This window comes from Pseudodesulfovibrio cashew (assembly GCF_009762795.1).
GTDB lineage: Bacteria > Desulfobacterota > Desulfovibrionia > Desulfovibrionales > Desulfovibrionaceae > Pseudodesulfovibrio > Pseudodesulfovibrio cashew.
This window is the reverse complement of record NZ_CP046400.1, coordinates 3,678,580-3,702,575: the sequence shown is the minus strand read 5'-3', so window position 1 is coordinate 3,702,575 and position 23,996 is coordinate 3,678,580. Positions and strand designations below refer to the sequence as shown.

At 62.1% G+C, this 23,996-nt stretch carries 22 protein-coding genes; 5 read left to right on the top strand and 17 right to left on the bottom strand.

The annotated features are described in order from the left end of the window. From ldhH to GM415_RS16980, 5 genes are all read left to right on the top strand, one after another. A complete protein-coding gene (gene ldhH, locus GM415_RS17000) occupies positions 1 to 2,151 on the top strand; it encodes an L-lactate dehydrogenase (quinone) large subunit LdhH (RefSeq protein ID WP_158950300.1) in 2,151 nt (716 codons plus the stop codon). Between the two features lie 361 nt (positions 2,152 to 2,512). After that, entirely contained in the window at positions 2,513 to 2,815 is a 303-nt protein-coding gene (locus tag GM415_RS16995; protein WP_158950298.1) for a Dabb family protein, read from the top strand. Positions 2,816 to 2,896: 81 nt separating this feature from the next. Next, a complete protein-coding gene (locus GM415_RS16990; protein WP_158950296.1) occupies positions 2,897 to 3,265 on the top strand; it encodes a hypothetical protein in 369 nt (122 codons plus the stop codon). A gap of 155 nt (positions 3,266 to 3,420) precedes the next feature. Next, positions 3,421 to 4,584: an ATP-binding response regulator gene (locus GM415_RS16985; protein ID WP_158950294.1), complete on the top strand. Its 1,164-nt coding sequence runs from the start codon at positions 3,421 to 3,423 to the stop codon at positions 4,582 to 4,584. A gap of 61 nt (positions 4,585 to 4,645) precedes the next feature. Then, the gene (locus GM415_RS16980) at positions 4,646 to 5,380 is read left to right on the top strand and encodes a substrate-binding periplasmic protein (RefSeq protein ID WP_158950292.1); all 735 of its coding nucleotides are present in this window, start codon (positions 4,646 to 4,648) and stop codon (positions 5,378 to 5,380) included. Between the two features lie 150 nt (positions 5,381 to 5,530). Here GM415_RS16980 and nhaB read toward each other — a convergent pair whose 3' ends face one another. The 17 genes from nhaB to GM415_RS16895 all read right to left on the bottom strand — a co-directional run bounded on the left by nhaB (position 5,531) and on the right by GM415_RS16895 (position 23,774). Further along, positions 5,531 to 7,150: a sodium/proton antiporter NhaB gene (nhaB, locus tag GM415_RS16975; RefSeq protein WP_158950290.1), complete on the bottom strand. Its 1,620-nt coding sequence runs from the start codon at positions 7,148 to 7,150 to the stop codon at positions 5,531 to 5,533. A 47-nt stretch (positions 7,151 to 7,197) separates the two neighbouring features. Then, the gene (locus tag GM415_RS16970) at positions 7,198 to 8,622 is read right to left on the bottom strand and encodes a transferase (RefSeq protein ID WP_158950288.1); all 1,425 of its coding nucleotides are present in this window, start codon (positions 8,620 to 8,622) and stop codon (positions 7,198 to 7,200) included. Between the two features lie 82 nt (positions 8,623 to 8,704). Further along, positions 8,705 to 10,180 carry an SLC13 family permease gene (locus GM415_RS16965; RefSeq protein WP_158950286.1) on the bottom strand — a complete coding sequence of 492 codons (1,476 nt, stop codon included), beginning with the start codon at positions 10,178 to 10,180 and terminating at the stop codon, positions 8,705 to 8,707. Positions 10,181 to 10,210: 30 nt separating this feature from the next. After that, on the bottom strand, positions 10,211 to 10,729 hold the full coding sequence (locus GM415_RS16960; RefSeq protein WP_158950284.1) for a CBS domain-containing protein: 519 nt from the start codon (positions 10,727 to 10,729) through the stop codon (positions 10,211 to 10,213). Between the two features lie 688 nt (positions 10,730 to 11,417). After that, positions 11,418 to 11,756, bottom strand: a complete 339-nt coding sequence (locus GM415_RS16955; RefSeq protein WP_158950282.1) for a NifB/NifX family molybdenum-iron cluster-binding protein — start codon at positions 11,754 to 11,756, stop codon at positions 11,418 to 11,420. 13 nt (positions 11,757 to 11,769) lie between these two features. Further along, complete coding sequence (locus GM415_RS16950; RefSeq protein WP_158950280.1) at positions 11,770 to 13,173, bottom strand: sigma-54 interaction domain-containing protein; 1,404 nt, start codon at positions 13,171 to 13,173, stop codon at positions 11,770 to 11,772. A 117-nt stretch (positions 13,174 to 13,290) separates the two neighbouring features. After that, positions 13,291 to 14,625, bottom strand: coding sequence for a tetratricopeptide repeat protein (locus tag GM415_RS16945; protein ID WP_158950278.1), 1,335 nt, complete (start codon positions 14,623 to 14,625; stop codon positions 13,291 to 13,293). Beyond that, positions 14,622 to 15,269, bottom strand: a complete 648-nt coding sequence (locus GM415_RS16940; protein ID WP_158950276.1) for an energy transducer TonB — start codon at positions 15,267 to 15,269, stop codon at positions 14,622 to 14,624. The genes GM415_RS16945 and GM415_RS16940 overlap by 4 nt, the downstream gene beginning before the upstream one ends. After that, entirely contained in the window at positions 15,269 to 15,703 is a 435-nt protein-coding gene (locus GM415_RS16935; RefSeq protein WP_158950275.1) for an ExbD/TolR family protein, read from the bottom strand. Before GM415_RS16935 ends, GM415_RS16940 begins: the two co-directional genes overlap by 1 nt. Next, the gene (locus tag GM415_RS16930; RefSeq protein ID WP_158950273.1) at positions 15,700 to 16,236 is read right to left on the bottom strand and encodes a MotA/TolQ/ExbB proton channel family protein; all 537 of its coding nucleotides are present in this window, start codon (positions 16,234 to 16,236) and stop codon (positions 15,700 to 15,702) included. Before GM415_RS16930 ends, GM415_RS16935 begins: the two co-directional genes overlap by 4 nt. After that, a complete protein-coding gene (locus GM415_RS18120; RefSeq protein ID WP_158950271.1) occupies positions 16,229 to 17,629 on the bottom strand; it encodes a MotA/TolQ/ExbB proton channel family protein in 1,401 nt (466 codons plus the stop codon). The genes GM415_RS16930 and GM415_RS18120 overlap by 8 nt, the downstream gene beginning before the upstream one ends. Beyond that, entirely contained in the window at positions 17,626 to 18,435 is an 810-nt protein-coding gene (locus GM415_RS16920) for a DUF3450 domain-containing protein (RefSeq protein WP_158950269.1), read from the bottom strand. The genes GM415_RS18120 and GM415_RS16920 overlap by 4 nt, the downstream gene beginning before the upstream one ends. A gap of 40 nt (positions 18,436 to 18,475) precedes the next feature. Then, positions 18,476 to 19,210 (bottom strand): hypothetical protein, encoded by a 735-nt coding sequence (locus GM415_RS16915; RefSeq protein WP_158950267.1) that lies wholly within the window; start codon positions 19,208 to 19,210, stop codon positions 18,476 to 18,478. A 13-nt stretch (positions 19,211 to 19,223) separates the two neighbouring features. Further along, positions 19,224 to 19,766: a hypothetical protein gene (locus GM415_RS16910; protein WP_158950265.1), complete on the bottom strand. Its 543-nt coding sequence runs from the start codon at positions 19,764 to 19,766 to the stop codon at positions 19,224 to 19,226. After that, complete coding sequence (locus GM415_RS16905; protein ID WP_158950263.1) at positions 19,763 to 20,458, bottom strand: energy-coupling factor transporter transmembrane component T family protein; 696 nt, start codon at positions 20,456 to 20,458, stop codon at positions 19,763 to 19,765. Before GM415_RS16905 ends, GM415_RS16910 begins: the two co-directional genes overlap by 4 nt. Further along, the gene (locus GM415_RS16900; protein WP_158950261.1) at positions 20,442 to 21,782 is read right to left on the bottom strand and encodes an ABC transporter ATP-binding protein; all 1,341 of its coding nucleotides are present in this window, start codon (positions 21,780 to 21,782) and stop codon (positions 20,442 to 20,444) included. The genes GM415_RS16905 and GM415_RS16900 overlap by 17 nt, the downstream gene beginning before the upstream one ends. Positions 21,783 to 21,806: 24 nt before the next feature. Then, positions 21,807 to 23,774, bottom strand: coding sequence for a TonB-dependent receptor plug domain-containing protein (locus GM415_RS16895; protein ID WP_158950259.1), 1,968 nt, complete (start codon positions 23,772 to 23,774; stop codon positions 21,807 to 21,809). Positions 23,775 to 23,996: the final 222 nt, after the last annotated feature.

The following is a 23,996-nucleotide window of genomic DNA, read 5'->3' as shown; positions in this document are numbered from 1 at the left end:
ATGCAGAAAGCACACGATCTCAAGGAATATCGCGAGGAACTGCGTGAATCCCTGGATAACGATTTCCTGCGCACCACCCTCGACAATTTTGCCGTGGCCTATCGCGCCGGACGCGCCAATGCCTTCAAGGGGATGGACGTACGTGGCCTGATCAGTGACATCGCCGCTTCCAAGGATGCGGCCGCCGCGGAGGCCGACGCCCTGTTCGCCGAATTCAAGGCCAACGCCGAGGCTGCCGGAATCCACGTTCATTTTGCCAAGGACGGCGACGAGGCCAACGCCATCATCGCCAAGATCGCCAAGGACACGGGCTGCAAGAAGATCGTCAAGTCCAAGTCCATGACCGCCGAGGAAACCCTGCTCAATCACGACCTGGAGGCCGAAGGCCTGGAAGTGACTGAGACGGACCTGGGCGAGTGGATCATCCAGCTCCGGCATGAGGGCCCGTCCCACATGGTCATGCCCGCCATCCACCTGTCACGCTTCCAGGTCGGCGACCTCTTCACCGAGGTGACCGGCAAGAAGCAGGACTCGGAGATCGAGAAGCTGGTCAAGGTCGCCCGCCGCGAATTGCGCCAGAAGTACATCGATGCGGACATGGGCATCACCGGCGCTAACTTCGCCGTGGCCGAGACCGGCGGCATCGGTCTGGTTACCAACGAGGGCAACGCCCGCCTGGTGTCGACCCTGCCCCGCGTTCACGTGGCGCTCATGGGCATCGACAAGCTGCTGCCCAAGCTGCATGACGCCCTGCGTATCCTCAAGGTTCTGCCCCGCAACGCCACCGGTCAGCAGATCACGTCCTACGTGACCTGGATTACCGGCGCCAACGAGTGCCTGGCCGCCGAGGACGGCAAGAAGGAAATTCATTACGTCGTCCTGGACAACGGCCGGAGCGAACTGGTCAAGGACCCGCTCTTCTCCCAGGTCAACCGCTGTGTGCGCTGCGGCGCCTGCGCCAACGTCTGTCCCGTGTACCGTCTGGTGGGCGGCCACAAGATGGGTCACATTTACATCGGCGCCATCGGCCTGATCCTGACCTACTTCTTCCACGGTAAGGACAAGGCCAAGAACCTGGTCCAGAACTGCATCAACTGCGAGGCGTGCAAGGACATCTGCGCCGGCGGCATCGACCTGCCCAGGCTGATCAAGGAGATTCACGCCCGCATCATGGAAGAGGACGGCAGCCCGCTGCCGCAGAAGCTCCTCGGGACGGTGCTCAAGAACCGCAAGCTCTTCCACACGCTGCTGCGCACCGCCAAGTGGGGCCAGAAGCCCGTGGCAGAAGGCGACGGCTTCATCCGCCACCTGCCCATGATCTTCTCCAAGGAGCACAGCTTCCGCGCACTGCCCGCCATTGCCAAGACCCCGTTCCGCGACTGGTGGAAGGAGAACCGTCCGTACGTGGACAAGCCCAAGTACCGGGTGGCCCTGTTCTCCGGTTGCGTACAGGACTTCGTCTACCCCGAGCAGATGCAGGCGGCGGTCAAGGTCTTCGCAGACAACGATGTTGAGATGGATTACCCCGAAGCCCAGTCCTGCTGCGGCCTGCCGGTGCAGATGATGGGCGAGATGAAGGCATCCAAGGATGTGGCCGCGCAGAACCTGAAGGCGTTCAACACCGACGCCTACGACTACATCATCACGCTGTGCGCATCCTGTGCTTCGCACCTCAAGCATAACTATCCGAAGCTGGTCATGGACAAGCCTGGGCTCAAGCTCAAGGCCGACGCCTTCTCCGAGAAGATCATCGACTACTCCTCCTTCGTCAACGACGTGCTGAAGGTGAAGAAGTCGGACTTCAACGAGTCCGGCGGCAAGGCCACCTACCATGCGCCGTGCCATCTGTGCCGGGGCCTGGACGTGCACGATGCGCCGCGTCAGCTCATCGAGAAGGGCGGCATGGAGTATGTGGAATGCGCCGAGGAAGAAGTCTGTTGCGGCTTCGGCGGCTCCTTCTCCATGAAGTTCCCGGAACTCTCGTCCGAGCTGTTGCGCAAGAAGCTCGACAACGTTGAGGCCACCGGGGCCGACGTGCTCCTGACTGACTGCCCCGGCTGCGTCATGCAGTTGCGCGGCGGACTGAAGAAGCGCGGTTCCTGGATCAAGGTCCGTCACGTGGCCGAGGTCCTGGCAGACAACAAGAAGTAAAGGAATTCGCTCCGGTCCCGGGCAATGGCGCGGGATCGGAGCCATAACTCATGAGGCTCTCACTTTAGGTTGGACCGCAATCCCTCGAAGCAACTGCCACGCTTCCTCCTAACAGGGAAAAGCCTCATCCGGTTCCCCGCCCGCTGCGGGGCGGGGAACCTCTTTTTCTCCCTTGCTCCGTCGTCTTCCAACATGAAGCGCGGAGGGGGCTGGGGGAAAATATCCTGAACCTTTTATAAATTATCGCAGAAAGGGTGACAAAGCCCAACTCCGTGCTTAATAGGAAAGATGGAGGCTATTGCAAAATTTCTGCATATTGCCTCTCCTGTTGAATCTCAGCGTTATTAAAGAGAGTAGAACTGTGGTCAAACATATTGTCATGTGGACTTTGCAAGAGGAAGTGGACGGCGTTCCCGCCAAGGAGAACGCGGCCAAGATGAAAGAAATGCTCGAAGCCCTGAACGGGCGGATTGAAGGACTGCGGCACCTTGAGGTCAGCTACGACATCGTGGCCGCTGATCCCGAATGCCACATTGTTCTTTGCTCCGAGCACGATGATGCGGTTGCCCTGGACCATTATCAGGGGCATCCGGAACACCAGGCCTGCGTCGCCTTCGTCAAGACGGTGGCCGCCAGTCGCAAGGTTCTGGATTACGTAATCTAGGACGATGCGGCCCGGCTCAGGACGACGGCTTGACGTTGTTCGTTCGTGACAAGCCAAGGCCCGTTACGAAAGGAGAATACCATGTCGATGCGTTATGATCAGGACCGCAAGCGGATCATCTGCCGTTGGGAGGAGCCGACGGAGGTGGTCATGAACAAGAAGAAGGGTGTCATCAATCGATCCCGGATGATCACCGTCAAGGTCAACGACAACGGCAAACTTAACAGCAAGGACATCAGGCGGCATCAGAAGCACCCGATGTTCCAGTACATTAATCGCTTCAACGCGATGCTCAACCGGTATGAATGCTTTCCCAGCTGCGAAGGAGAGTACCGGTGTGCCGTCTGTGGCAGCGAGCACGGCGTCAGTCCGCACTTCGATGCCAAGCGCCAGTCCATCATCTGGCTCTGCCGTGAACACCGCGATGATTCACCCAAGGTGGACGCTTGATTACACCTCGAGAGAACATTACCGATAAGGGCCTGCCGACGTTGTTCGGCAGGCCCTTTGCCGTGTATTGCCGGATACCATTACTATTTTTCCCGTTTTGGGTTATGTTGTCATGGTAGAGAGCGGGAAAGCGGGAAAACCGGTGGGGGCGGAACATGGATGATCAATTGATCTTTGCCGATGAAGACGGCGGTCGCGAGGCCGAGGCCAAAGGCGCGGGTGGCAACGGAACCTGGAAAGTCCTCATCGTGGACGACCAGGAGGACGTGCACAACGTGACGCGTCTGGTCCTGGACGGCCTCGCCTTCGAGGGACGCAAGGTGTCCTGCCTGAGCGCCTATTCCGGCCAGGAGGCCCGCGAGCTGGTGGTCGCCAACCCCGACCTTGCGGTCATGCTGCTCGACGTGGTCATGGAGACCCGGCGGGCCGGGCTCGAAGTGGCCGAGTACACCCGAGAGGTGGCCCGCAACCATCTGGTCAGGATCATCCTGCGCACCGGCCAGCCCGGCGAGGCGCCGGAGCGGGAGGTTGTCACCGAGCTGGACATCAACGACTACCGCTCAAAGACCGAGCTGACCTCGGAGCGGTTGATCACTTCGGTCATCACGGCCATTCGTTCCTTCCGCGACCTCAAGTCAGTCAACGACGCACGGCGCGGCCTGCACCACCTGGCCATGTCCGTGGCCCACCAGATCCGCAACCGAACCGTGGCTATCGCCGGTTTCGCCAACATCATCAAGCGTCACGAGGACGTGCCTGAGGATGTGGGCGAGCATTTGAGCACCATTCTGCAGGAGGCCGCAAGGCTGGAAACCATGGTTTCAAACGTGACCCGGTACGCTTCCATAGAGATCGGTGAAATGCGCCCGGCGAGCATTCGCGTCCTGCTGGAGGAGGCCATGGATCACGTCGAAGACCGCATGGCCGACAGCGGCGGCGTGGAGTGGGAGATATTCTGCCCTGACCAGACCGTGCTGGTGGATCCGGCCCTGTTCGTTATAGCCTTCGAGGCCATTATGGACAACGCCGTGGATTTCAGCCAGGGGCGGGTCAAGGTCCACATCAAGGTCTCGCCCGGTAGCCTGGCCTGTGCCATCGAGGTTTCGGACGACGGCTTGGGCATAGCCGAGGAAGACCTTCCCTACATCTTCGATCCCTTCTTTACCCGTAAAGCCAATGGTTCCGGCATGGGCCTGGCCATTGTCCGGCGCATCGTCATGGAGCACCAGTGGGACATCAAGGTCGATTCCACCGTGGGCAAGGGCACCCTGGTACGCGTGGTCATCCCTCGTCGCGAGCTGACCGGCATGCGGCAGTAAAGCAGGTCCCACTTCGTATATCCATCTTGTTTTACCGCCTTTTGTTGGGCATAGTATCCCTATGCGTAAAATAGTCTTTACGTTGAGTGCGCTCTTGCTCCTCTTCTGCCTTCCGGCACAGGCCGGGAAGGGCAAGGTCGTGTTGGCCTCGCTCTATTGGCCTCCCTATGCCGGAGAAGGCCTGCCGGGTGGCGGCAGCGCCGTGCGCATTGTGCGCGAAGCCTTCCGTATGGCGGGCTACGAATTGGAAGTGCGGTACTTTCCCTGGAACAGGGTGATGTTCGAGGCGGAGTCCAACCCCGAGATTGACGGTTATTTTCCGGAATACCGGGGGCGCGCCTCACGCTGCCTCTATTCCGATTCCATCGGCAGGAGCCCGCTGGGTTTTGCCAAGCTGCGCACGCACAAGCTCCCCTGGAATGAGATTGCCGAGATCGGGGCCGGGGCCCAGGTGGTCGGGGTGGTGGACGGCTACCTCAACTCGGTTGAGTTTGATGAGCTGGCCCGGAAAAAAATCATCCGCACGGAAACAGCGGTTTCCGACCGCCTGAATCTGCGCAAGGTGCTGATGGAGAGGATTGATCTGGCCGTGATTGATCTCAATGTGTTTCGCTATCTGGCGGAGACGGACCCGGTCATCCATTCCCGGAAGGAAGAGCTGGACTTCATGCCTCGTATGCTCGCCATCCACAATCTTTATGTCTGTTTTGAACGCGAACCCCGAGGGGCCGCCCTCAAGGAATTGTTCAATAAGGGGTTGCGCTTGGTCGGTACAGGCGGTGCGCCAACGGACTAGGGTCCCTTTGTAAACCCCCCGGTTGCAAAGTGGGTCTGGCACATGTCTTCAAACCGGTAGTCCCGCCTGGCCAGCAGACTTTTGACCGAAAAAAAGGGCCCGCGCATTGTGCGCGGGCCCTTGCCGTTTGTTGTTTGACCGCCATTCTTCCTAGAGGAAGTAGTAGGTGGCGGCGAGTCCGGTTATGGACATGGTGATGGTGTAGGGCAGGGCCAGGACAACCATGCGGCCGTAGGACAGCCTGATGACCGGGGCCAGAGCCGAGGTCAGCAGGAAGAGGAAGGCCGCCTGTCCGTTGGGCGTGGCCACGGACGGGATATTGGTGCCCGTGTTGATGGCCACGGCGAGCTTGTCGAAGTGGGCCATGGTTTCGGTGACCTTGGCCTGGATGCCCGCGGGAAGCGTGGTGATGACATCGGCCCGATGCAGCTGCGGATCGGTGAGCTTGTCCATGAGGGCCGCGCCATTCTCCACTCCGGGGATGGTGCCCAGCAACTGGACGAAGTGCATCTTGGTTTCGGAGATGTAGACCGTGGCCACGAAGACGTTGTCCGAGATCATGGAGAGCAGCCCGTTGGCGATGTAATAGGCCGCCAGCTGGATGTGGCCCTCCAGACCTAGGACGAAGTGCATGACCGGCGCGAACAGGTGCTGGTCGTGGATGACGCCGACAATGGCGAAGAAGACCACGAGCAGGGCGGTGAAGGGCAGAGCCTCTTCGAAGGCCGGGCCGAACTGATGCTCGTCGGTGAAGCCGTTGAGAGAGGTCAGCAGGACGATGACCGAGAGGCCGATGATGCCGACTTCGGCCAGATGGAACGCCAGGGCGAGGATCAGCCAGACGCCGATGAGTCCCTGCATGATGAGCATGGCCTTGCCCTTGAGCCCGCGTTTCGCCTCCATTTCCATGGCGGTTTCCAGCAGATGGGAGCGGATGTTGCCCGGCATTTGGGCGCCGTAGCCGAAGAGATGGAATTTTTCGACGGCCATGCAGGTCAGCAGGCCGATGAGCAGCACTGGCATGGAAACCGGGGCAACCTGGAGGAAGAAGGGCACGAAGTGCCAGCCCATCTCCTCGCCGATGAGCAGGTTCTGGGGCTCGCCGACCAGGGTGCAGACGCCACCCAGGGCGGTACCCACCGCGCCGTGCATCATCAGGTTGCGCAGGAAGGCGCGGAAGTCCATGAGTTCCTGTCGGGCGGCATCCTTGACGGAGAGGTCGGAGCAGAGGTCATGGTCGCAGGTCAGGGTCTTGCCCGAGGCGTAGCGATGGTAGACGTTGTAGAAGCCGTATGCCACGGCGATGATGACAGCCGTGACGGTCAGGGCGTCCAGGAAGGCGGACAGGAATGCTCCGGCGAAGCAGAACATCAGCGAGATGGCGATCTTGGAGCGGACCTTGGTCAGGATGCGGGTGAAGGTGAACTGGAGGAAGTCCTTCATGAAGTAGATGCCCGCGACCATGAAGATCAGCAGCAGGATGACCGGGAAGTTGTTCTTGGCTTCATGGTAGACGGTGCCGGGCGTGGTGAGCCCAAGTATGACCGCCTCGATGGCCAGCAGGCCGCCCGAGGGCAGCGGGTAGCATTTCAGTGCCATGGCCAGGGTGAAGATGAATTCGACGATCAGCACCCAGCCGGCGATAAACGGTCCAACCGTCAGTACCAGGATGGGGTTGAGCACGAGAAAGCCAAGGATCGCCATTTTGTACCAACTCGGCGCGTTGCCGAGAAAGTTCTTTCCGAAGGCCTGGGACAGTGTTCGAGGCATGTTTGGTGTCTCCTGAACGTTGTTATGGTTGGTGACCGGTCGGCAGGCTATTCGCCGATGGTCATCGTCGGGTACATTCCCGCATCCTTGCCGCCCTGGAAGGGCTGGAGGATGTTGAAACTGGCATCCTGTGTTTTCTGGGCGTGCCCGCGGGTGTCATCCGTTCCGTCGTAATACGCCCCGTTTTCTTCCAGAATATGTTCAATGCGGTTTCTGAAACCTTCCACGAAAGCCTTGCCGTCGCCCTTGAAGGTGAGGTTGCCCAAGGTCAGGTCACTGGCATTGGACAGCTCGTCCAGGTCCATGCATTGCGTTTCCAGGTCCGATTGTTTGGTTATATAACCCCATACTGCCGAGTTTTCCGGTATCTCGATAGGCTCGGCGGCGTCAATTATAGTATGCGGCATGACGATGGAATTTTTCCCGATGGTGATCGGGCAGGACTCGGTGCCGTGCACGAACGAGTTGAAGCCGACGAATACGTTCTTGCCGTTATGGGTATGGATGACCTTGCCGCCGTGGGCGGTGACGTTGAATCCTTCGTACACGGAGTCCTTGATGTAGCAGTTCTCCTGCGCGTTGGAACCCTCGCCGATGACCGAGTCCTCGATGTGCGCGCGCTGGGCGATCAGCGCGTTGGGGCCGATGGTGCAGGCACCCTTGATGACCGAGTAGGGGCTGACGTACGAGCCGTCGCCGATGGCCAGTTCCAGCCGCTCCGGTTTGACGGTGGAGTATACCGGGACGAAGTCTTCCTTGAATTCGTCGACGTATTCGATGAACTTTCCGGAAACGTGTCCGTGTTCGTCCAGGGAGACGTATTCGTCCACGACCCCTTCGGGATAGACGTAGTGGAATTCGAACGATCCGTTGACCTTGATCCAGACGTGTCCCGGTTCGATGACAACCCGGGACAGGTCCCCGGCCTGGACGTAGGAGAAGTCGCCCACGATGCAGTTGTGCATGACCGAGAAATCCACCGTGGAGAAGGGGCCGAGGTAGACGCCTTCCGTCGTGGTGCCGTGGATGTTGGAATAGTGCATGGCCACGGTGTTGAGAATCTTGAAGACCTCGGGAATTTCCGGGTTCTTGGAGTGGTTGTGGACCAGGGTCTTGACCAGGTAGGAGTTGATGACGCGGATGACCTCGTCATAGAAGAGCGTCGTCTTGACGCCGTTGAACTCCACCACGTCCCCCTTGCGCTTGAGCTCGTCGCCGCGCAGGTTGGACTTGTAGACCACGGAGCGATCCACCAGTGTCTTGCCCAGGAAGTACGTCCCGGCAAGGTTGGAGTTGGTAAATTTGAAGCTGATGGGATGGTCTTCGGTCAGGGCGTAGAATGCGTAATACGCCAGGTGGCGTTCTCTGGGGATGGCATTCTGGAGGATGGGCCTGACGTCGAGCCCCATGGGCTTGAGGTTGACGTTGATTCGGGACGCTATGTGTTCAAAGAGGGTTTCCAGTTTTTCCATTTGCGAGTGTCTCTCTCTGTTCGGTTGTAAACGGCTGCCGCTTGCGCGACAGCCGTTTGTTTTCAGCGGAGCCCTAAGGGCGTTATCCTCCGGCAGGAAGGGTCACGGGCATGCCCATGAGTGGCCACAGTATGTAGCAGGCCACTCCGACGAAGACCATCAGCAGGAGTGATGCGGGTACGCCCCAGCCGAAGAATTCACCTGTGGTGAACTGGCCTGAGTCGTAGGCGATGGCGTTGGGCGCCGCACCCACCAGAAGCAGGAAGGGCATACCGGCCATGGCCAGGGAGGAGTACAGGATGACCTCCGGGGCCACGCCAAGATAGGGCGCGATGACCAGGGCCACGGGCAGGGAGATGGCGATTGCCGCCACGTTCATGATGAAGTTGGTCATGATCATGACGAAGAAGGCGATGGACATGACGAAGACGAACCAGTTGGCGTCTGCGAACATGACCAGCCAGTTGACGGCCATCCATTTTGCCGCGCCGGTTTCCCAGAGGCAGAAGCCGATGGACATGGCGCCGGCGAACAGAAGGATGATGTTCCAGGGGATATCTTCCAGGTCCTTGAGGTCCAGAATCTTGAAGACGAAGAAGAGGACCGACGAACAGAGGATGATGGCGGTCTTGTCAACGGCGTTGAGCGCCGGGACAAAGGACCGCAGGGACATGATGCAGATGACGGTACCGACGATGATGGCGGCCATGATCTCGTTGCGGGTCAGCGGACCCATCTTGGCGTTGAGCTCACGGGCCTTTTCGCGCAGTCCGGGGATGCGCTCCTTCTCCGGCTTCATGAAGATCATGAAGAAGCCCCAGAGCAGGAAGGTCATGCCCCAGCCGATGGGGAACATGTAGTAGGACAGCTCGAAGAAGCCGACCTCCACATTGACGATTTCCTTGAAGAAGCCGATGGCCACCGCGCCGCGCGCCGCGCCCAGCAGGGTGACGACGGAGCCCGCGCCGGCCACGTAGGCCATGCCGATGAACAGCCCCTTGCCGAACTTGGTGGGCTTGTCGCCTTCGCCATACAGGGCGTAGATGGCGAGGAGCAGAGGGTAGATGGTGGCGGCGACCGCGGTGTGGGCCATGATGTGCGTCAGGGCGGCGGTGACCACGAAGACGCCCAGGTAGATCATGGAGGTCCGCTCGCCCACGACGTCGAGCATCTTGTAGGCCAGCCGTCTGGTCAGGCCTGTCTTGGTGAAGACCAGACCGATCATGATGGAGGCGAAGATAAAGAGTACGGACGGGTCCATGAAGTCCTTGAAGGCCACCTTGGCCGGACGGATCAGGAACATGACCTGGAGGATGCCGATCATCAGCGAGGTGATGCCGATGGGTACGACCTCGAAGACCCACCATGTGCCTGCGAGCAGGAAGACGGCGATGGCGCCCTTGCCTTCCTTGCTCAGGGCGAAATGCTGTCCGTTGGGGTCGATGGCGTCGGGCCAGGCCGACGAGAAAAATACCACGGCGAAGAGGGTAACGCCGGTCAGCATGAAGACCAGGCGTTTCCAGTCGAAGCCGGTGTTGGCTGCTTGTGCTATTTCCATGTTGAACTCCTCAAGTAACCCGCGAAACGGTTATTCGCCGGCGCAGGAAGTCATCCGCGCCTCGATTTCATTGAAGACGTCGACCATGCGCAGGACACCGGTGATGGTGCCGTTGGCCTTGACGAAGAGCGGCTGGTGCATCCCCACGATGAAGCGGTGGATGGCTTGTTCCAGATCGTCTTCCTCCTTCAGGAACTCGTGTTCGTCAGGCACGTGCATGACCTCTGCGGCCTTGATGGTTGCGTTCTTTTCGCAGAGTTCGGAAAGCGAGACGGACCAGAGGCCGTACTCCTTGAACAGGTCAGTCACGTAGCGGCTGGCCAGAATGTCCGTGCTGAGTTCCTTTCGGCTGAGCTTCTTGTAGTTGGGTTCCAGGGCCATGAAGATGTCGGTCATGGTGATGACGCCTTCCAGATTGCCCTTGTCGTTGACGACCAGAACATCCCGGTGGCCGCCACCGGCCATAACCGATGCGACTTCGCCCAGCGAGTCGTTCACGCCTGCCGATTTGTATTCGGAGACTGGGACCATAAGGTCTTTTACCTGCATTGAATCCTCCTCCCAATGTATGGGCCGTCTTGTGGCGGAAGTCGCATGGGCGCCGCGTGGGCGTTTGCGTTCCGAACAAAGGCGGACTTGCGCTTCACACTTCGACCGGGCCATCCGCCTCGGCGGAACGGTTCGGCCAATCCCCCTGGAACAGGACGCTCCCGAGCCCTGGAGGGCCAGGCTGTCGTCGCGTTCCAGTATGGTCTTCCGCCTTACGGCACCAGTCGCCGGACGGAAAGACGTCATTCCCCCGACCGCGCGTTTCCAGTCACGCGGAAGTGGCAGTTTGCGCCTCGGCCATGTTTCCAGTCGCATGACGTGAGCGCTTCTCTCCGCTCTGACCCGGCTGGCGGCGGAGGCGCCGGACGGTATCCCGCCATGTAATTTCCAGTCCCATGGCGGGATACCGCTTCCTTGTCCCGACCACGGGGGTCCAGTCGAGTGGCCGGGATTGCCGGAGTTCGCGTCGTGATTTTCCAGTCCCACGGCGCTCTGCGTCAGGTCGCCCGCTCCATGCGATTCCAGTCGCGGAGCCGGTTTTCTTCAACAGTCCTTATTGTATAAATGATACTTGGTTGTGAGGGTCAAGAAAACGATGTGAAAAAAAGAGCAAGCACAAAATGAAACGTAAAGAAACAGAAAAATGAGAGGAATGTGAACGAAAATGAAACAAAAGGAGACGTGGTGGTCAGTAGTAACTCTGGCCCGTAGCCAGTCTACCCCCCAGGTAGGCTTCGAGGATGACGTCCACCGGGCCGCAGATGTCGTCCAGGACCCGGATGCCCTTCCACTCGAGAAAATCAAAGAATTCCTTCTCAATACCGGCACATATAACAGTCTGCACGCCAGCCTTGACCGCCAGGCGGCACATGGCCTCGGCGGACGGGTCTTCCAGAACCGTGACCATCTCCTCGACCCGGCCCATGGCGCTTGTTTCGCGGATGAGGGATACCACGAGCACATCTGCCGCCAGGTCGAAACGGGGGGCCAGCTCATTGTCCAGCAGAGGGATAAGTATTTTTTCCATGGGGGGACCTCGCTTACTCGATGCCGAAATGTTTCATCTTCCGCCACAGGGTGGAACGTCCCCAGCCGAGCAGCTTGGCGGCCTGCTGCTTCTTGCCGCCTGTCTTGACCAGGGCGTCGAGGATCATTTTCCTTTGGACGTCCTCCCAGCGTTCGGGCGGAATGGCCCTGGTGCCGTCTTCCCCCACGGGGGTCGGCGGTTCCGGCTGTGGCGCGGTCAGTCCTTCGGGCAGGCCGTGTCCGTCCAGCATGTAGCCGGGCAGATGGCGCATGCGAATGACTTTGCCGTCGCAGAAGTTGACGGCGTACTCGATGATGTTGCGCAGCTCCCTTACGTTGCCGGGATAGGCGTAGGAGCCCAGAAGCCGTTCCGCATTTGTCGAGAAGCGTTCCACCGGCCTGCCGAAGCGGGCCCGGAACATCTTCAGGAAGTGGTCCTGGAGTAGCCGGATATCGTCGCCCCGCTGGCGCAGGGGCGGCAGGTTGAGCCGGATGACGTTGAGTCGGTAGAGGAGGTCCTGGCGGAATCGTTTTTGCCTGACCATGGTCTCCAGGTCATGCTGTGTGGCGGCCATGATGCGGACGTCGGTACGCATGCCCTTGTGCGAGCCCACCGGGTGAACCATGTGGTCGTCCATGTAGGAGAGAAGCTTGGTCTGGAGCGAGTAGGGCAGGTCGCCGATCTCGGTGATGAAGAGCGAGCCTCCGTGGGCCATGCGCAATCGTCCCGGCTTGTCGTGATCCGCGCCGGGCAGGGCATTCTTGACGTGGCCGAAGAATTCCGACTCCAGAAGATGCTCGGGCAGGGCGCCGCAGTTGACCTTGATGAACGGGCCGTCGTTGCGGTCGGATTCCTTGTGGATCTCCTCGGCCAGCATGTCCTTGCCGGTGCCGGTTTCACCGGTGATGAGCACCGGTGAGTCTGTCTGGGCGATGGACGGGGTCATGGAGAAGATCTTGCGCACCTGGGGGCTCCGGCCAACCAGTTCGCCCAGCCCGAAGGCGCTGCCGGAGGTCTCGTCAAGGATGTGGTGGGAGAGCGGCGTCAGGGTTTCGACCACCGCCCGGACCCGGTCCTCCTTGTCCTTGAGCGGGGAGACCGTGAGGCGTACGAAAATCTTTTCTCTCGAACGGCTGATGATGTTGGCGTTCGTGGAACACATCTCCATGGGCTTGTCCCGGACCATGAGCGGGCAACCGGACACGCAGAAGTCGCACCGCAGGGCGTGCAGGCATTTGAGCTCCATTGCGCTTTCCCGCTCCAGTCCTGTGAGACTGGCGTAAGCCCTGTTGACCAGGATGACGCTGCCGTCCGCGTCCAGAAGGGCCACGGCGGCGGGTAGCTCGTCAAGCAGAAGAGTAAGGGCCTCCTCGTGGGAGAGCAGGTCGATCAGGAGTTGGGTGTCGATGGCGGGCATGGCCGGCAAACTCCGGTTTCCGGGTGGTTGGGGCATCAATGCGCCCGAGGTGAGTCATAATGAACCCGCTTTGAACCGTAATGAAACGTTTTGCCGATGGCAAGGGGTGTCAGGCTGTTATGACTCTGAAGGTGAGGGGATTGCCGGTTGTGTCGCAGGGGCGTCATGTGCCATGGCCGCTTCCCGCAGCAGGGCGCGCATGCCCGCCGCCAGGGAGGTGCCTGTTGAGCCGAAGCCCGGCACCGTGGCAAGCTTGGTGAAGATCGCGGCGGCATCCCGCCATTTTCGCTCCATCCAGCGCGCTTCACCGGCCATGAGCAGCGCGGTGCCGCGCAGTCGCTGCTCTGTCTTTGACGCGTTCGGCGCAGCTTTGTCCGCAGCCTTCAGCAGGCGGGAAATTCCGTCCTCCGTCCGGTTCATGTCCAGCAGGATGCGGCCGCCCAGCACCGCCGCACGCAGGTGCGCGGCCCGGTCGTCGGTCGTGTCCTTGCGGGATGCGGCCTCGAAACGATTCAAGGCGGCCAGGGCCTCCCTGTTACGTCCGTTCCTCCGGTACAGGTCGGCGGCGCTGAGTTGTGAACCCGGATCAGGGGCGTCGTCCAGGTGCCTCGCGGCCTCGGCATGAGCATGCCCCAATGCGTAGAGGGTCGCGGTTTCCTTGGACAGGGCCGCCGTGCGTTCCCGGCCGTCTCCTGCGCGCAGGGCCAGAGCTGTCTCCAGGGCCGCCGCTCCGCCGAGGGGGTCTCCAGTTCTGGCTAGCAGGCGGGCGTAGAGGGTCCAGGCCGCCTCTTCGCGCGGGTGGAGCCGGGTTCCGTTGCGGGCGAAATGGAGGGCCTTGTCCTGCCTGTGCAGCCGCAGGCAGCAGTGCACGGCCAGGTTGAACCAGGGCAGGGGCGGCTCGGTGGCCGCCTTCAGTGCGCGTTCGGCCAGGCCGAGGGCCCGCTTGAAGTTTTTGGTTTCGGTCAGGGCGTATGCGGCCTGGAGCAGCAGGGCCGGGTCGCGCTTGTCTTCGGGCTGGAGCGTGTACGCTTTCTCCAGGGCGTCCGCCGCCTGGCTGTACCGGCCCAGTTCCAGAAGCAGGACGCCAAGGTTGCGCCTGACCTCCGGGTCGTCCGGATAGAGCTTCACCGCCACGGCGTAAACGTCCAGCGCGCCGGGCTTGTCACCGGTCTCGATCAGGGCCCAGCCCAGGTGGCTGAGGATGATGCGGGGCGGGCGTTTGGTCTTGGCTTGCGGTTGGAGGGTCTTGATGGCCTTGTCCGGTTCGCCCTTGTCGAGGAAATTTCTGGCGTCCACGATGGCCGCATACTGGCGGGGCGAGAGGCGTTCCTCACCTGTGTTGCGTTTCCCGGCATTGGCGTTGGTCGGAAGCACCAGGCAGCAGAACATTGTCACGAGCAGGAGCAGGAGCGGGCCATGGCAGAGGCGTGATGAAGGCAAGGTATGGGTCATGGCTTGTCCAGGGTGAAGCGGATGGGGATGTCGATGATCACGGCCACCGGTTGGCCCTGCTTTTCGGCCGGAGAGAATCGCCAGCCACGGATCGCGTGCAGTGCGGCGGCGTCGAAGACTCCGGCCGGCTCGGATTCGATCACGTCCGCCTCGATCACATGTCCGCTCTCGTCCACCTTGACGCGGACCAGCACCTGTCCTTCGGTGCCGCTCCTTCTGGCGGCCAGTGGGTAGATGGGGTCGAGCCGGGTGAGCAGCTGCGGCGGTTTGTCAAAGGCGGGCAGTCCCGGCTTGCCGATGCCTGGTCCGGCCAGCCCCGGAGCCGGGGCCGAGGGCATGGTCAGAGAGAGAGATTCAGGGCCGGTCAAAGCGGGCAGGGCAATGTCGGACGGGAGCGAGGGCGCGGGCAGGACGGCCATGGTCCTGGGCACAGTGGGAGCGGTCAGGTCCACCCTGCCGGACGGGGCCGTGGCGATTTCGGGCTTGCGTTGCCTGGTCTCCGGCGGGAGAGGGACGACCCGGACAGCATGCTCTTCGAAGCGGGGCTGTTCATGGCGGACCGTGCCGAGCATGGGGATAATCAGGCAGACGGCAAGAGTGATGCCCGCCGCGCCCAGCAAAGCGGCCACCGTTCTCCAGGTCATCACGGGCCTCCCGTGGCTCCGTCCGCCGCGTCCACGGTCCGGGCTCCCACGCTCACGGATCGGACTCCGGCCAAGCGGCAGGCGTCCAGCACGCGGACAGTGATGCCGGTGGGGCAGTCCCGGTCGGCCACCACGATGGCGGCTCCGGCTGGCTGCCCGGCCACGAACCTTTCCAGGCGCGGGCCCAGAGCGCGGATGTCCACCCGTTGCCCTTCAATCGAGACAGCACCGTCGGCGGCGACGCCGATGATCATTGCGGAATCTTCGGCCTGCTCGGCGGTCCGGGCCACGGGCCTCTGGACCTCTACGCCGCTCTCCTTAGCAAAGCTGGCGGTTACGATGAAAAAGATCAGCAGGATGAAGATCATGTCCACCATGGGCGCGAGGTTGATGTCGATTGGGTCGTCCTGCCGGATGCGGCGCATGGATCTCATGACGCGTTCCTCCTGACCAGGGTCGCCCCAAGTCTTTCCAACCGCTCCCGCTTTCGGAACACCCGCCCGCGCAGGAAGTGGATGGCAATGAGGCCCGGGACGGCCACGGCAAGCCCTGTCTGGGTGGAAATCATGGCGGTGCTGATGCCGGATGACAGGGCCTTGGGGTTGGCCATGCCGAAGCGGGCCACGCTGTCGAAGGTCTCGATCATGCCCGTGACCGTGCCGAACAGCCCCAGCAGGGGAGCGGCGGAGGCCATGGCCCCGGCCATGGCCAGACGGCGGCGGGAGGGGAAGCATTGGGCTTCCGCCAGCTTGTCGGCCAGGCGGGAATCAACTCGCTCCCTGCCCGAACGCATGTGGGTGAATTCCAGGGCCAGCGGGTGGGCTTCATCGGTTTGCGGAGAGAGAAATATGTCTAGCCATGTCCGCAGGATGCAGTACCACATGCCGACGCAGCAGAGCAGCAGCGGGATCATGGTTACGCCTCCGGCTTCGGCGAAGTCCAGCACCGCGCGGATCAGGTCAGGCATGTCTCTTCCTCTTCCTTCCGGCCAGGAGTGCGAGCAGGGCGGCGCATTGCTGCTCCATGTCTCCTGCCAGGGTCCGGACTCGTTGCTTGAGGAAATGGTGCAGGAGCATGACCGGAATGGCCACGCCGAGGCCCGCCTGGGTGGTGATCAGCGCCTCGCTGATGCCGCCTGACATGATTCGCGGGTTGGAGGTGCCGAAGATGGTCACGGCCTGGAAGGAATCGATCATGCCCGTGACCGTGCCCAGCAGGCCGAGCAACGGGGCCACGGCGGCCATGACCGCGATGAAGCCGAGCAGGCTCTCCATCCGGCGGAGCTCCGTGAGGAAACCTTCCTGGAGTTGCTTGTCCCGCAGTTCGGTTCCGGCTTCCGGCCCGGTTTTGAGCAGTACTCTGGCAGCGGGAACGCGCGGCATGGAGCGCAGCAGCTCCTCCACGTCGGGCCACCCGCCTTTGTCCACCGCGGCCCTCAGGGAAGCTGTGAAATCCACGGGCGCGGGCCGAAGGGCCAGCAGACGCACTGACTTGTAGACAATGGCCAGCCCGGCCAAAAGGCCCGCCGCCAGGATGGGCCACAGGAGCATGCCGCCGCCCTGAAGCCAATCGTCCACGGTGCGTCGGGCCTGCAACAGGGAGAGGGCCGCGCCGTGGGCCGGGTCAAGGGGGAGCTCGCTCCCATCTCGCTCGGCCCAGGCCGCGATGGCCGACTCCGCTCCGCTCGGGGTGGACGCCACCGCCGTGGGCGGCGTGGAGCCGGGCTTGAGCAGGAATGCGTCGCTGCCATCGGTCGCGCCGAGGAACAGGCTTCCGCCCCGCAGCAGCGTGCCGTGGCGAGAGAGCCCATTCGGGCCGAGAAAATCGCCGGACAGCGTCTCCGCCGAGCCGCCGCGTTGGATCTCCTCCAGCAGCAGGGCGGCCAATGATGAAATTTCATTGAGACCGGGGAAGGCCTCGGATGCGGCAATCCGTTCCAGGGGAGCCAGCCTGCCTGGACGCAGGGAGGTGACCGCGCTGTCTTCAAGTAGGGTGCGCGCCTGGGCGGCGTTGGCCCGCACGGCGTCCTCCACGCTGCGCATGTCTGCGGCGGCTTCGTCGTATTGCCGCTCCTTGGCCTCGCGCTCCTTGCGCAACGCCGCCAGTTCGGCGGTGCGTTTGTCCAGCCGGGCAGTTTCGTCGGCCATGGTCTTGCGCAGGGCCGCTACCCTGGCCCGGAGTTCGGCCCGATCCAGGGAGAGCATTCGTTCAAGGGCCGCAGTGCGTTCGTCCATTGACTCAGCCAGCTTATTCAGGCGCTCCGCCGCGCCGGTAGAAGCGGACTCGGCCGCCCCGGCCGGGTGCGGCAGGGACAGTAAAACAAGCATGAAGAGTACAAGTACAGGACGGAGACCGGTCATTGCGCCTCCGTCGTTTCGGGCATCAGTTCGCCGATGGTGCCTACGGGCAGGGTGACGAGCTCGGCGGTCCGCCGCTTTCGTGCGATCTGGATGGCCTTGGTCACTTCCCTGGCTGATTCGTCTCCCAGGCGTGCCCATTTTGCTGCCTTCCGGTCGTACCGTTCCACCCAGTCTCCCGACGCGGGCATTCGCACCAGCGCCAGCCTGCCCACGCGCAGCACGGTCAGGGCCATGGGCGCGCCGTCCACGGTCTCCACCGCGTCCTCGGCCTCTACGTCCTGGCCGTATGCCGCCTCCATGCGCAGGGCCTCCAGCAGTCGTCCGAGCTTGTCACCGGTGGCCGCGTCCGGATCGTCCAGGGTCTTGCGCAACAGGGCCAGCCTGGTCTGCCGCTCGTCGCCGGCAAAGGGGAGGTCCGCGTCAGTGGCCCGAATCAGGGCGTCGTACACGCCCTCCATAAGTGGCTCCAACCCCTGACGTGTCTCGCGGGCTGCGTCCAGTCGTTCGGTTAAATCCCTGAGTGTCTTCTGCTCGGTGGCGATGTAGGCCTCCTGACGGTCGGCTGCGAACCGGGTGGATTCGATGTCGAAGAGCAGTTGCCGGGCCTCGTCCATGAGGGCGGTCCGTTCGGTCTCCCATTGCTCGGCCTCGGCCCCGGCCTTGCCTGCAGCGCGTGCCGAACGTGCCACTCCGGCTTCACCCGCGAGCACGTCACCGCCCTCGACCGCGTGGGCCGTTGTCGCCGGGCATGCGATAAGCAGGCACAGGCAGAGCAGCAGGTTCGCGGCGGTGGCGATGGGTTTCACGAAGACCTCCCGGTCCGGAGTTGCGGTGTTGAAAGGGCTATCAATACGCCTTCAAGGCTTCCTTGGGCAAGAGCTGCATGGGACCGCCCTGTATTTCGGCCGTGGCCAGGAGCACGGCGTGTCCGCCCCGGCGGATGCGCTTGATGCGTTCCCTGAGCAAAACCGGAACGTCGTCGTCGAGCCGGTTACCGGATTCGTCCTCCACATGGTGCGCTGCGCACAGTCGGGCGATTTCGCTCGCGGCCATGGGGGTGTCCTCGGGGCCGAGGTGATGCCATCCACGGTATCGGCCGTCGTTGCCCATCATGCGCAGGCCTACGCCCGCCAGTGCGCCGACCACGCCGTCTCCGGTGCCTCCGTGCTCAGTGAGGTGGACGTCGAGCTCTCTGGCCAGTCCGTAGGCCAACCCCTTGTTCAGGACTGTGCACTTGGCGTCTTCTCCGAAGCGGATAAGCTTTTCGCGCGCCTCGGCGGCAATATCCTCGGCCACCAGGCAGAGTCCGGGGTCGGAGCCGGGGGCGGCTTTGGTCTCCAGGAAATGCTGGACGTGTTCGATGATCGCCTGCGGAGAGGAGCAGTCGTCCACGGTCACGCACATGGAGCTGTTGTGCGAGGTGTAGGGGACGTCCTCGTGCACGTAGAGCTGGTGGCGGCTGATGTAGGAGAAGCTGCCCATGCCCCGGGCGGTCATCTCGTTGCAGACCTGTTCCGCCAGCCAGCCGGTGCCTTTGGTCTCCTTGTTGTCGGTGTCGTCGATGCACAGATAGTAACGCATGGGTACCTCGAAATCATCGGGACGCGGGGATCAGGCCCCGTGCCCGGAGTTTGCGGATGACCGGGGCGGCGGCAAGTCCGCCTGCCGCGCCGAACAGCGCTCCGCTCAGTGTTTTGATGAAGGCGTGGGCGAAGAGGACGGCGGTGTCCATGCCCACGAGGTAGTCCGTTGCCGCCACGCCGATGATGCGGGTGGCGGCGGCCAGCAGGCCGGTGACGGCGCAGAACGCCATGGATGCTCCCAGGCCGGGAAAGAGCAGGAAGGCCAGGTCCACGGTGAGGGCGGGAAAGAGGAACTTGAGCAGGAGCAGGGGGCCCCCCTTGCCCATGCCCAGGAGCATGGAAGCGAGTCCGGCGGCCAGGCCCGTGCCGGTGGCTGCCAGTTTTTTCCCGGTGGCTGCCCGGGGCAGGATGAGAAAGAAAACGGTGAAGAACATGGCATGGCCCGGAATGCCCAGGTTGAGGCGCAGGACCATTTTCGTGCCCAGCAGGAACAGGGCGCAGAAGCCCATGAGCAAGGTGTCTCGCAGGGCCGTTGATGACTGGGAAGGGGTCATTGTTTTGCCTCCGTTGGAGTGACGGGCTTGGCGGGCTGCCGGTTCAGGTCCTGGGGCCAGAGCGTGCGACGGGCGTGCATTTCGAATCCCCTGGCCTTGGCGCTGTCCGCGATCTCCGTGGCCAGTTCGATGGATTGGACGATGGCCGGGAAACCGATGCAGATGACGGCGTCGGGCCAGTTGCGCGGGGAGAGCAGTTCCCTGGGCATCACGCGGGCCCCCCGCAGGACCTGGGCTTCGTGGATGATGCGGATGCGGTCCAGAAGCAGTGGGAAGAAGCGGAGACAGCAGGAGGCCACGAAGGCGAGGTTGCCCGGGAGTATCCTGCCGAGAATCCTCTCCAGCGAGGACGGCGGCACCAGGCGCACCGTGAGCATGCCCGGCACGAAGACCAGGATCAGGCGGAAGGAGATATCCATGCCCCCCTGCCATTGGCTCATGTCGTAGCGCAGGACGTAGAGTCCGGTAATCACGGCGGTCTGCCAGAAGGCCGCCAGCGCCAGGCGCAGAAGCATCTTCTTGCCGGGGCGCGCGAGCACGAGCAGGACGCCCTCCACCGCAGCTAGGACCGGCAGGGACCACGGGCCGTGCCAGACGATGGCCAGCAACGAGAGCAGCGGGCAGAGGATCAGCATGATCCAGGGAGGGAAGGGCAGGCGGGTCTCCGCCGCCACGTCACGCCACGGCAGCAAGGCGGCCTCCTTCCAGGCGCAGTTCCCTGGTGTAGAAATCGGCGAAACGGAGCGGTGAGGGCGGATTGTGCCCGGTGACCAGCACGGCCATGCCGCGCTTTTCCCTTTCTTCGCGGAGCAGTTCCCGGATGCGATCGCGAGCCGGTCTGTCCAGTCCGGCGAACGGATCATCGAGAATGAGCAGGTCCGGTGCCTGGGTCAGGCAGGCGCCCAGGGCGACCAGGCGCTGGGTTCCGTAGCTGAGCAGGTGCGGGGGGCGGTCCAGCAGGGAGCCGATGCCGAGGCGTCCGGCAATGTCGCGGGCGCGGTCCTCGGCGTCAGTCTGGCCCTTGCGTCTGGCGGCAAAAACGAGCTCCCGCTCCACAGTGTCCTCGAAGAGTTGGCTCAGCGGGCTTTGCAGCACCAGGCCCACTCTTCCCCGCAGGGCGGCGGGCTGCACCGGCTTGCCAAAGAGGGCGACCGAGCCTGAATCCGGCTTCAGAAAGCCGGAGATAATTCGTGTCAGGGTGGACTTGCCCGTTCCGTTGGGGCCTTCCACGTGTATGGCCTCGCCTGGTGCTATGGCCAGGTCCAGGCCGGAAAAGATGGTCTTGTCTCCCAGCGTCAGGCCGACGTTCCGGATATCCAGCAGCGCGGTTGTGCCGCTGTTCTGGTTTGCCTCGATCTTGTCGGGTGCGAAGCCGTTTTCCGGCGGGCCCGAAGGGCGGAGCGCGGCGTCTTCTATCCGCCACCAGTGAGTGATCTGATCGGCGAGCGGGGTCGGATCGTGCTCGCACAGGAGCACGGCGCCGCCCTTGTCCCTGAAACGCCCGATGACCCGGGCCACGGCGGCACATCCTTCCGGATCGAGTTGGGCGCAGGGTTCGTCCAGGAGCAGGAGGTCCGGTTCGGTGACCAGCGCTCCCGCCAGGATCAACCGATACTGGCGGCCCATGGAGAGGATGGCGGTTGGGGTATGGGCCGGGACGTCCAGGTCAGCCTGCGCCAGAGCGCGGGTGACCTTTTCCGGCATGGCGTCGGGCGGCGTGCCCTGATTCTCCAGGGCAAAGGCCGTTTCCTTGCCCACATGGTCGAAGAGGACCTGGGTGCGGGGATTCTGGAAGACCACGCCGGGTCGGGAGGAAAGTTCGATTTTACCTGAGCCGACATCGGGAGGGAGGAGCCCCGCGACGGCCCGCAGGAGGGTGGACTTGCCGCTCCCGGTGGGGCCGGCGATGCAGTGGCATTCGCCGGCCCTTACCGAGAGATTCACGCCGGAGAGAACCGGCGGTGTCGTTTCGTTGAAGCGTACTTCAAGTTCGTTGAGACGCAGGTGGTTCGACATGCGATCCGGGCGTCATTCGACGAGTTAGAAGGTGTAGTCCAGGCCGGTGTAAACAGAGCGGCCAGGCCTGGGGAATCCGTATGATTCGTAGTAGTCGGTGTCGGTCAGGTTGTCCGCACCCACGTAGGCCGACAGGTTCTTGGTGATGTCCTGGGACACCTTGACATCCACGATGGCGTAGTCCGGGATCCGTTTGTAATCGGTCTCGGCCCGGTTGAAGGCAAACTGGTCGCCCAGGTAGCGGAAGCTGCCGAACAGGGTGGTGCCGAAGGTGGTCTTGTAGGTCGCCTCGGCAGTGGCCTTGTGCTTGGGCCTATACTGCAGGACGCTGAAGGTGGCGTCGTCGGACAGGTTTTCGCTCTCCATGAAGGTGTAGCCCAGCTTGGTGGACAGACCTTCCATGAACTGGCTGCTCAGAGTGAACTCCACGCCGCGGAACTGGTACTTGTCGTTGTTCTCGTAGAAGGTGGCGCCCTTTTCAATGTAGTTGTCGGCGTCCAGGCGGAAGACCGTCAGTTCGGCGGTGGAGGCCCAGGGCAGAGCCTGGGTCAGGCCTGCTTCGTAATGCCAGGTGGTCTCATGGGCCAGTTCGGCATCGCCTGCGCTGGAGTCATAGAGGTTTTTGACGGAGGGGAAGCGGACCTTGCGCGCGTGGGACAGCTTGAAGTTGGTGCCTTCCACGATCTGGTAGTTGCCCGCCACCACGTATGAGTAGGTGCTGGCGTCCTTTTCGGAGCGGCTCTGCCCAACGCCGGAGAGTCCCAGGGAAAGCTGGAAATCCTCGAACAGGGTGATGTCGTCCTGCAGGGCTACGGTATAGAGTTTGACAGACTTTTCCACAACTATATCGTTTGCTGTACCGATCAAAAAGCCTGTCTCGCGGTAGTTCTGATATTCGCCGATGAGGCCCAGGGTGTAGCGGCCCATGTAGTCGGAGTCGTAGCCCCACTGGTTGTTTAGCCCCAGAGTGGTGGAGGTGCTTCGCTGTTTAGCGGAGTTGTTGTTGTTTTGCGTGTCGTAGTTGCCGTCGTCGTAGATGTTGTCTTCTGTGTGCTGGACATTTCCGTACACCATCAGGCGGGTATCGATGGGGCCATCGAAGTCGTGGTCCATGGCCAACTGGGTGCCGATGCCGTCGTAGCTGTCCACTCGCTCGTATTTGCGTGTCTTGGCATAGGAATCGGCGGCCTTTTCGTACACGATGGGCGGCTTGCCGTAGGAGCCGTCGAAGTAGTTCACGGTGGCGCCAAGGTTGGTGGACTCGTTGGCCTTGTAAGTGACGTTGGCCAGGACGTTGGTGTGCTGGCGGTCACTATTCTTGCGCAGTTGAGAATCCTGGTTGGCGGTCTGGTCGAAGTAGTAGGAGACCGGGTAGGCGTTGCGGGTCAGGTAGCTGGCGCCGGCGTAGAAGTCGACATCATCGGTGCCGCCGGAGACGGAACCCTGGACCTTGTAGAGGTCGCTCTGGGCCGCCTGGAAGCCGACGCTGCCGTGGGTCTCCTTGGTGCCTTTCTTGGTGATGATGTCGATTACGCCAGCGGTGCCGCCGTCGCCGTAGAGCACGGACGTGGCGCCCTGGGTGATCTTGATGCGGGCGATGTTTTCGACCGGGATGGCGTCGGGGTCGAACTGGCCGTCATAGGTGGACCCAAAAGGTACACCGTTGAGCAGCAGTTTGACCTGACGGGTGCGCATGCCGCGAATGTCGATGCGGCAGGTGCCGTCAGCGGCAGTGCGGGTGGTGATGCCGGGGACGAGCTTGAAGGCGTCGGACAAGGTTCGTGCGCCGGAGTTCTTGAGTTCCTCGGCGGTGATGACCGTCACCGTTGTGGAGTTCTCCAGTGCGCTGGTCGTATCGCTGACCACGACTTCGCCCAGCGTATACTCGGCGGGAGCTTCATCCGTTTTCATTTCAGTATCCTGGGCCATGACCGGAAGCGCGGACAAGGCCAGGAAGAGCCCTAGACAGAGCAGCAGCGTGCAGGGTTTCATCCGATTTCTCCTCAATGACTGGTGTAGGGAAGAACAGTCAGTTGATACGGTCACCCTCCCAAGTAGGCCGTATCAGTGCAGGTGGGATGCGCTGACGGTTCACCCTCGAAACGCATTATGCCTATTACGAACAAAACATCGTGTCAACTTATTGTTATTATTTGGTATTATACCAATAGGGTAAAATGGGTATAATTATCATACCTAGAAAGTATGGAATGA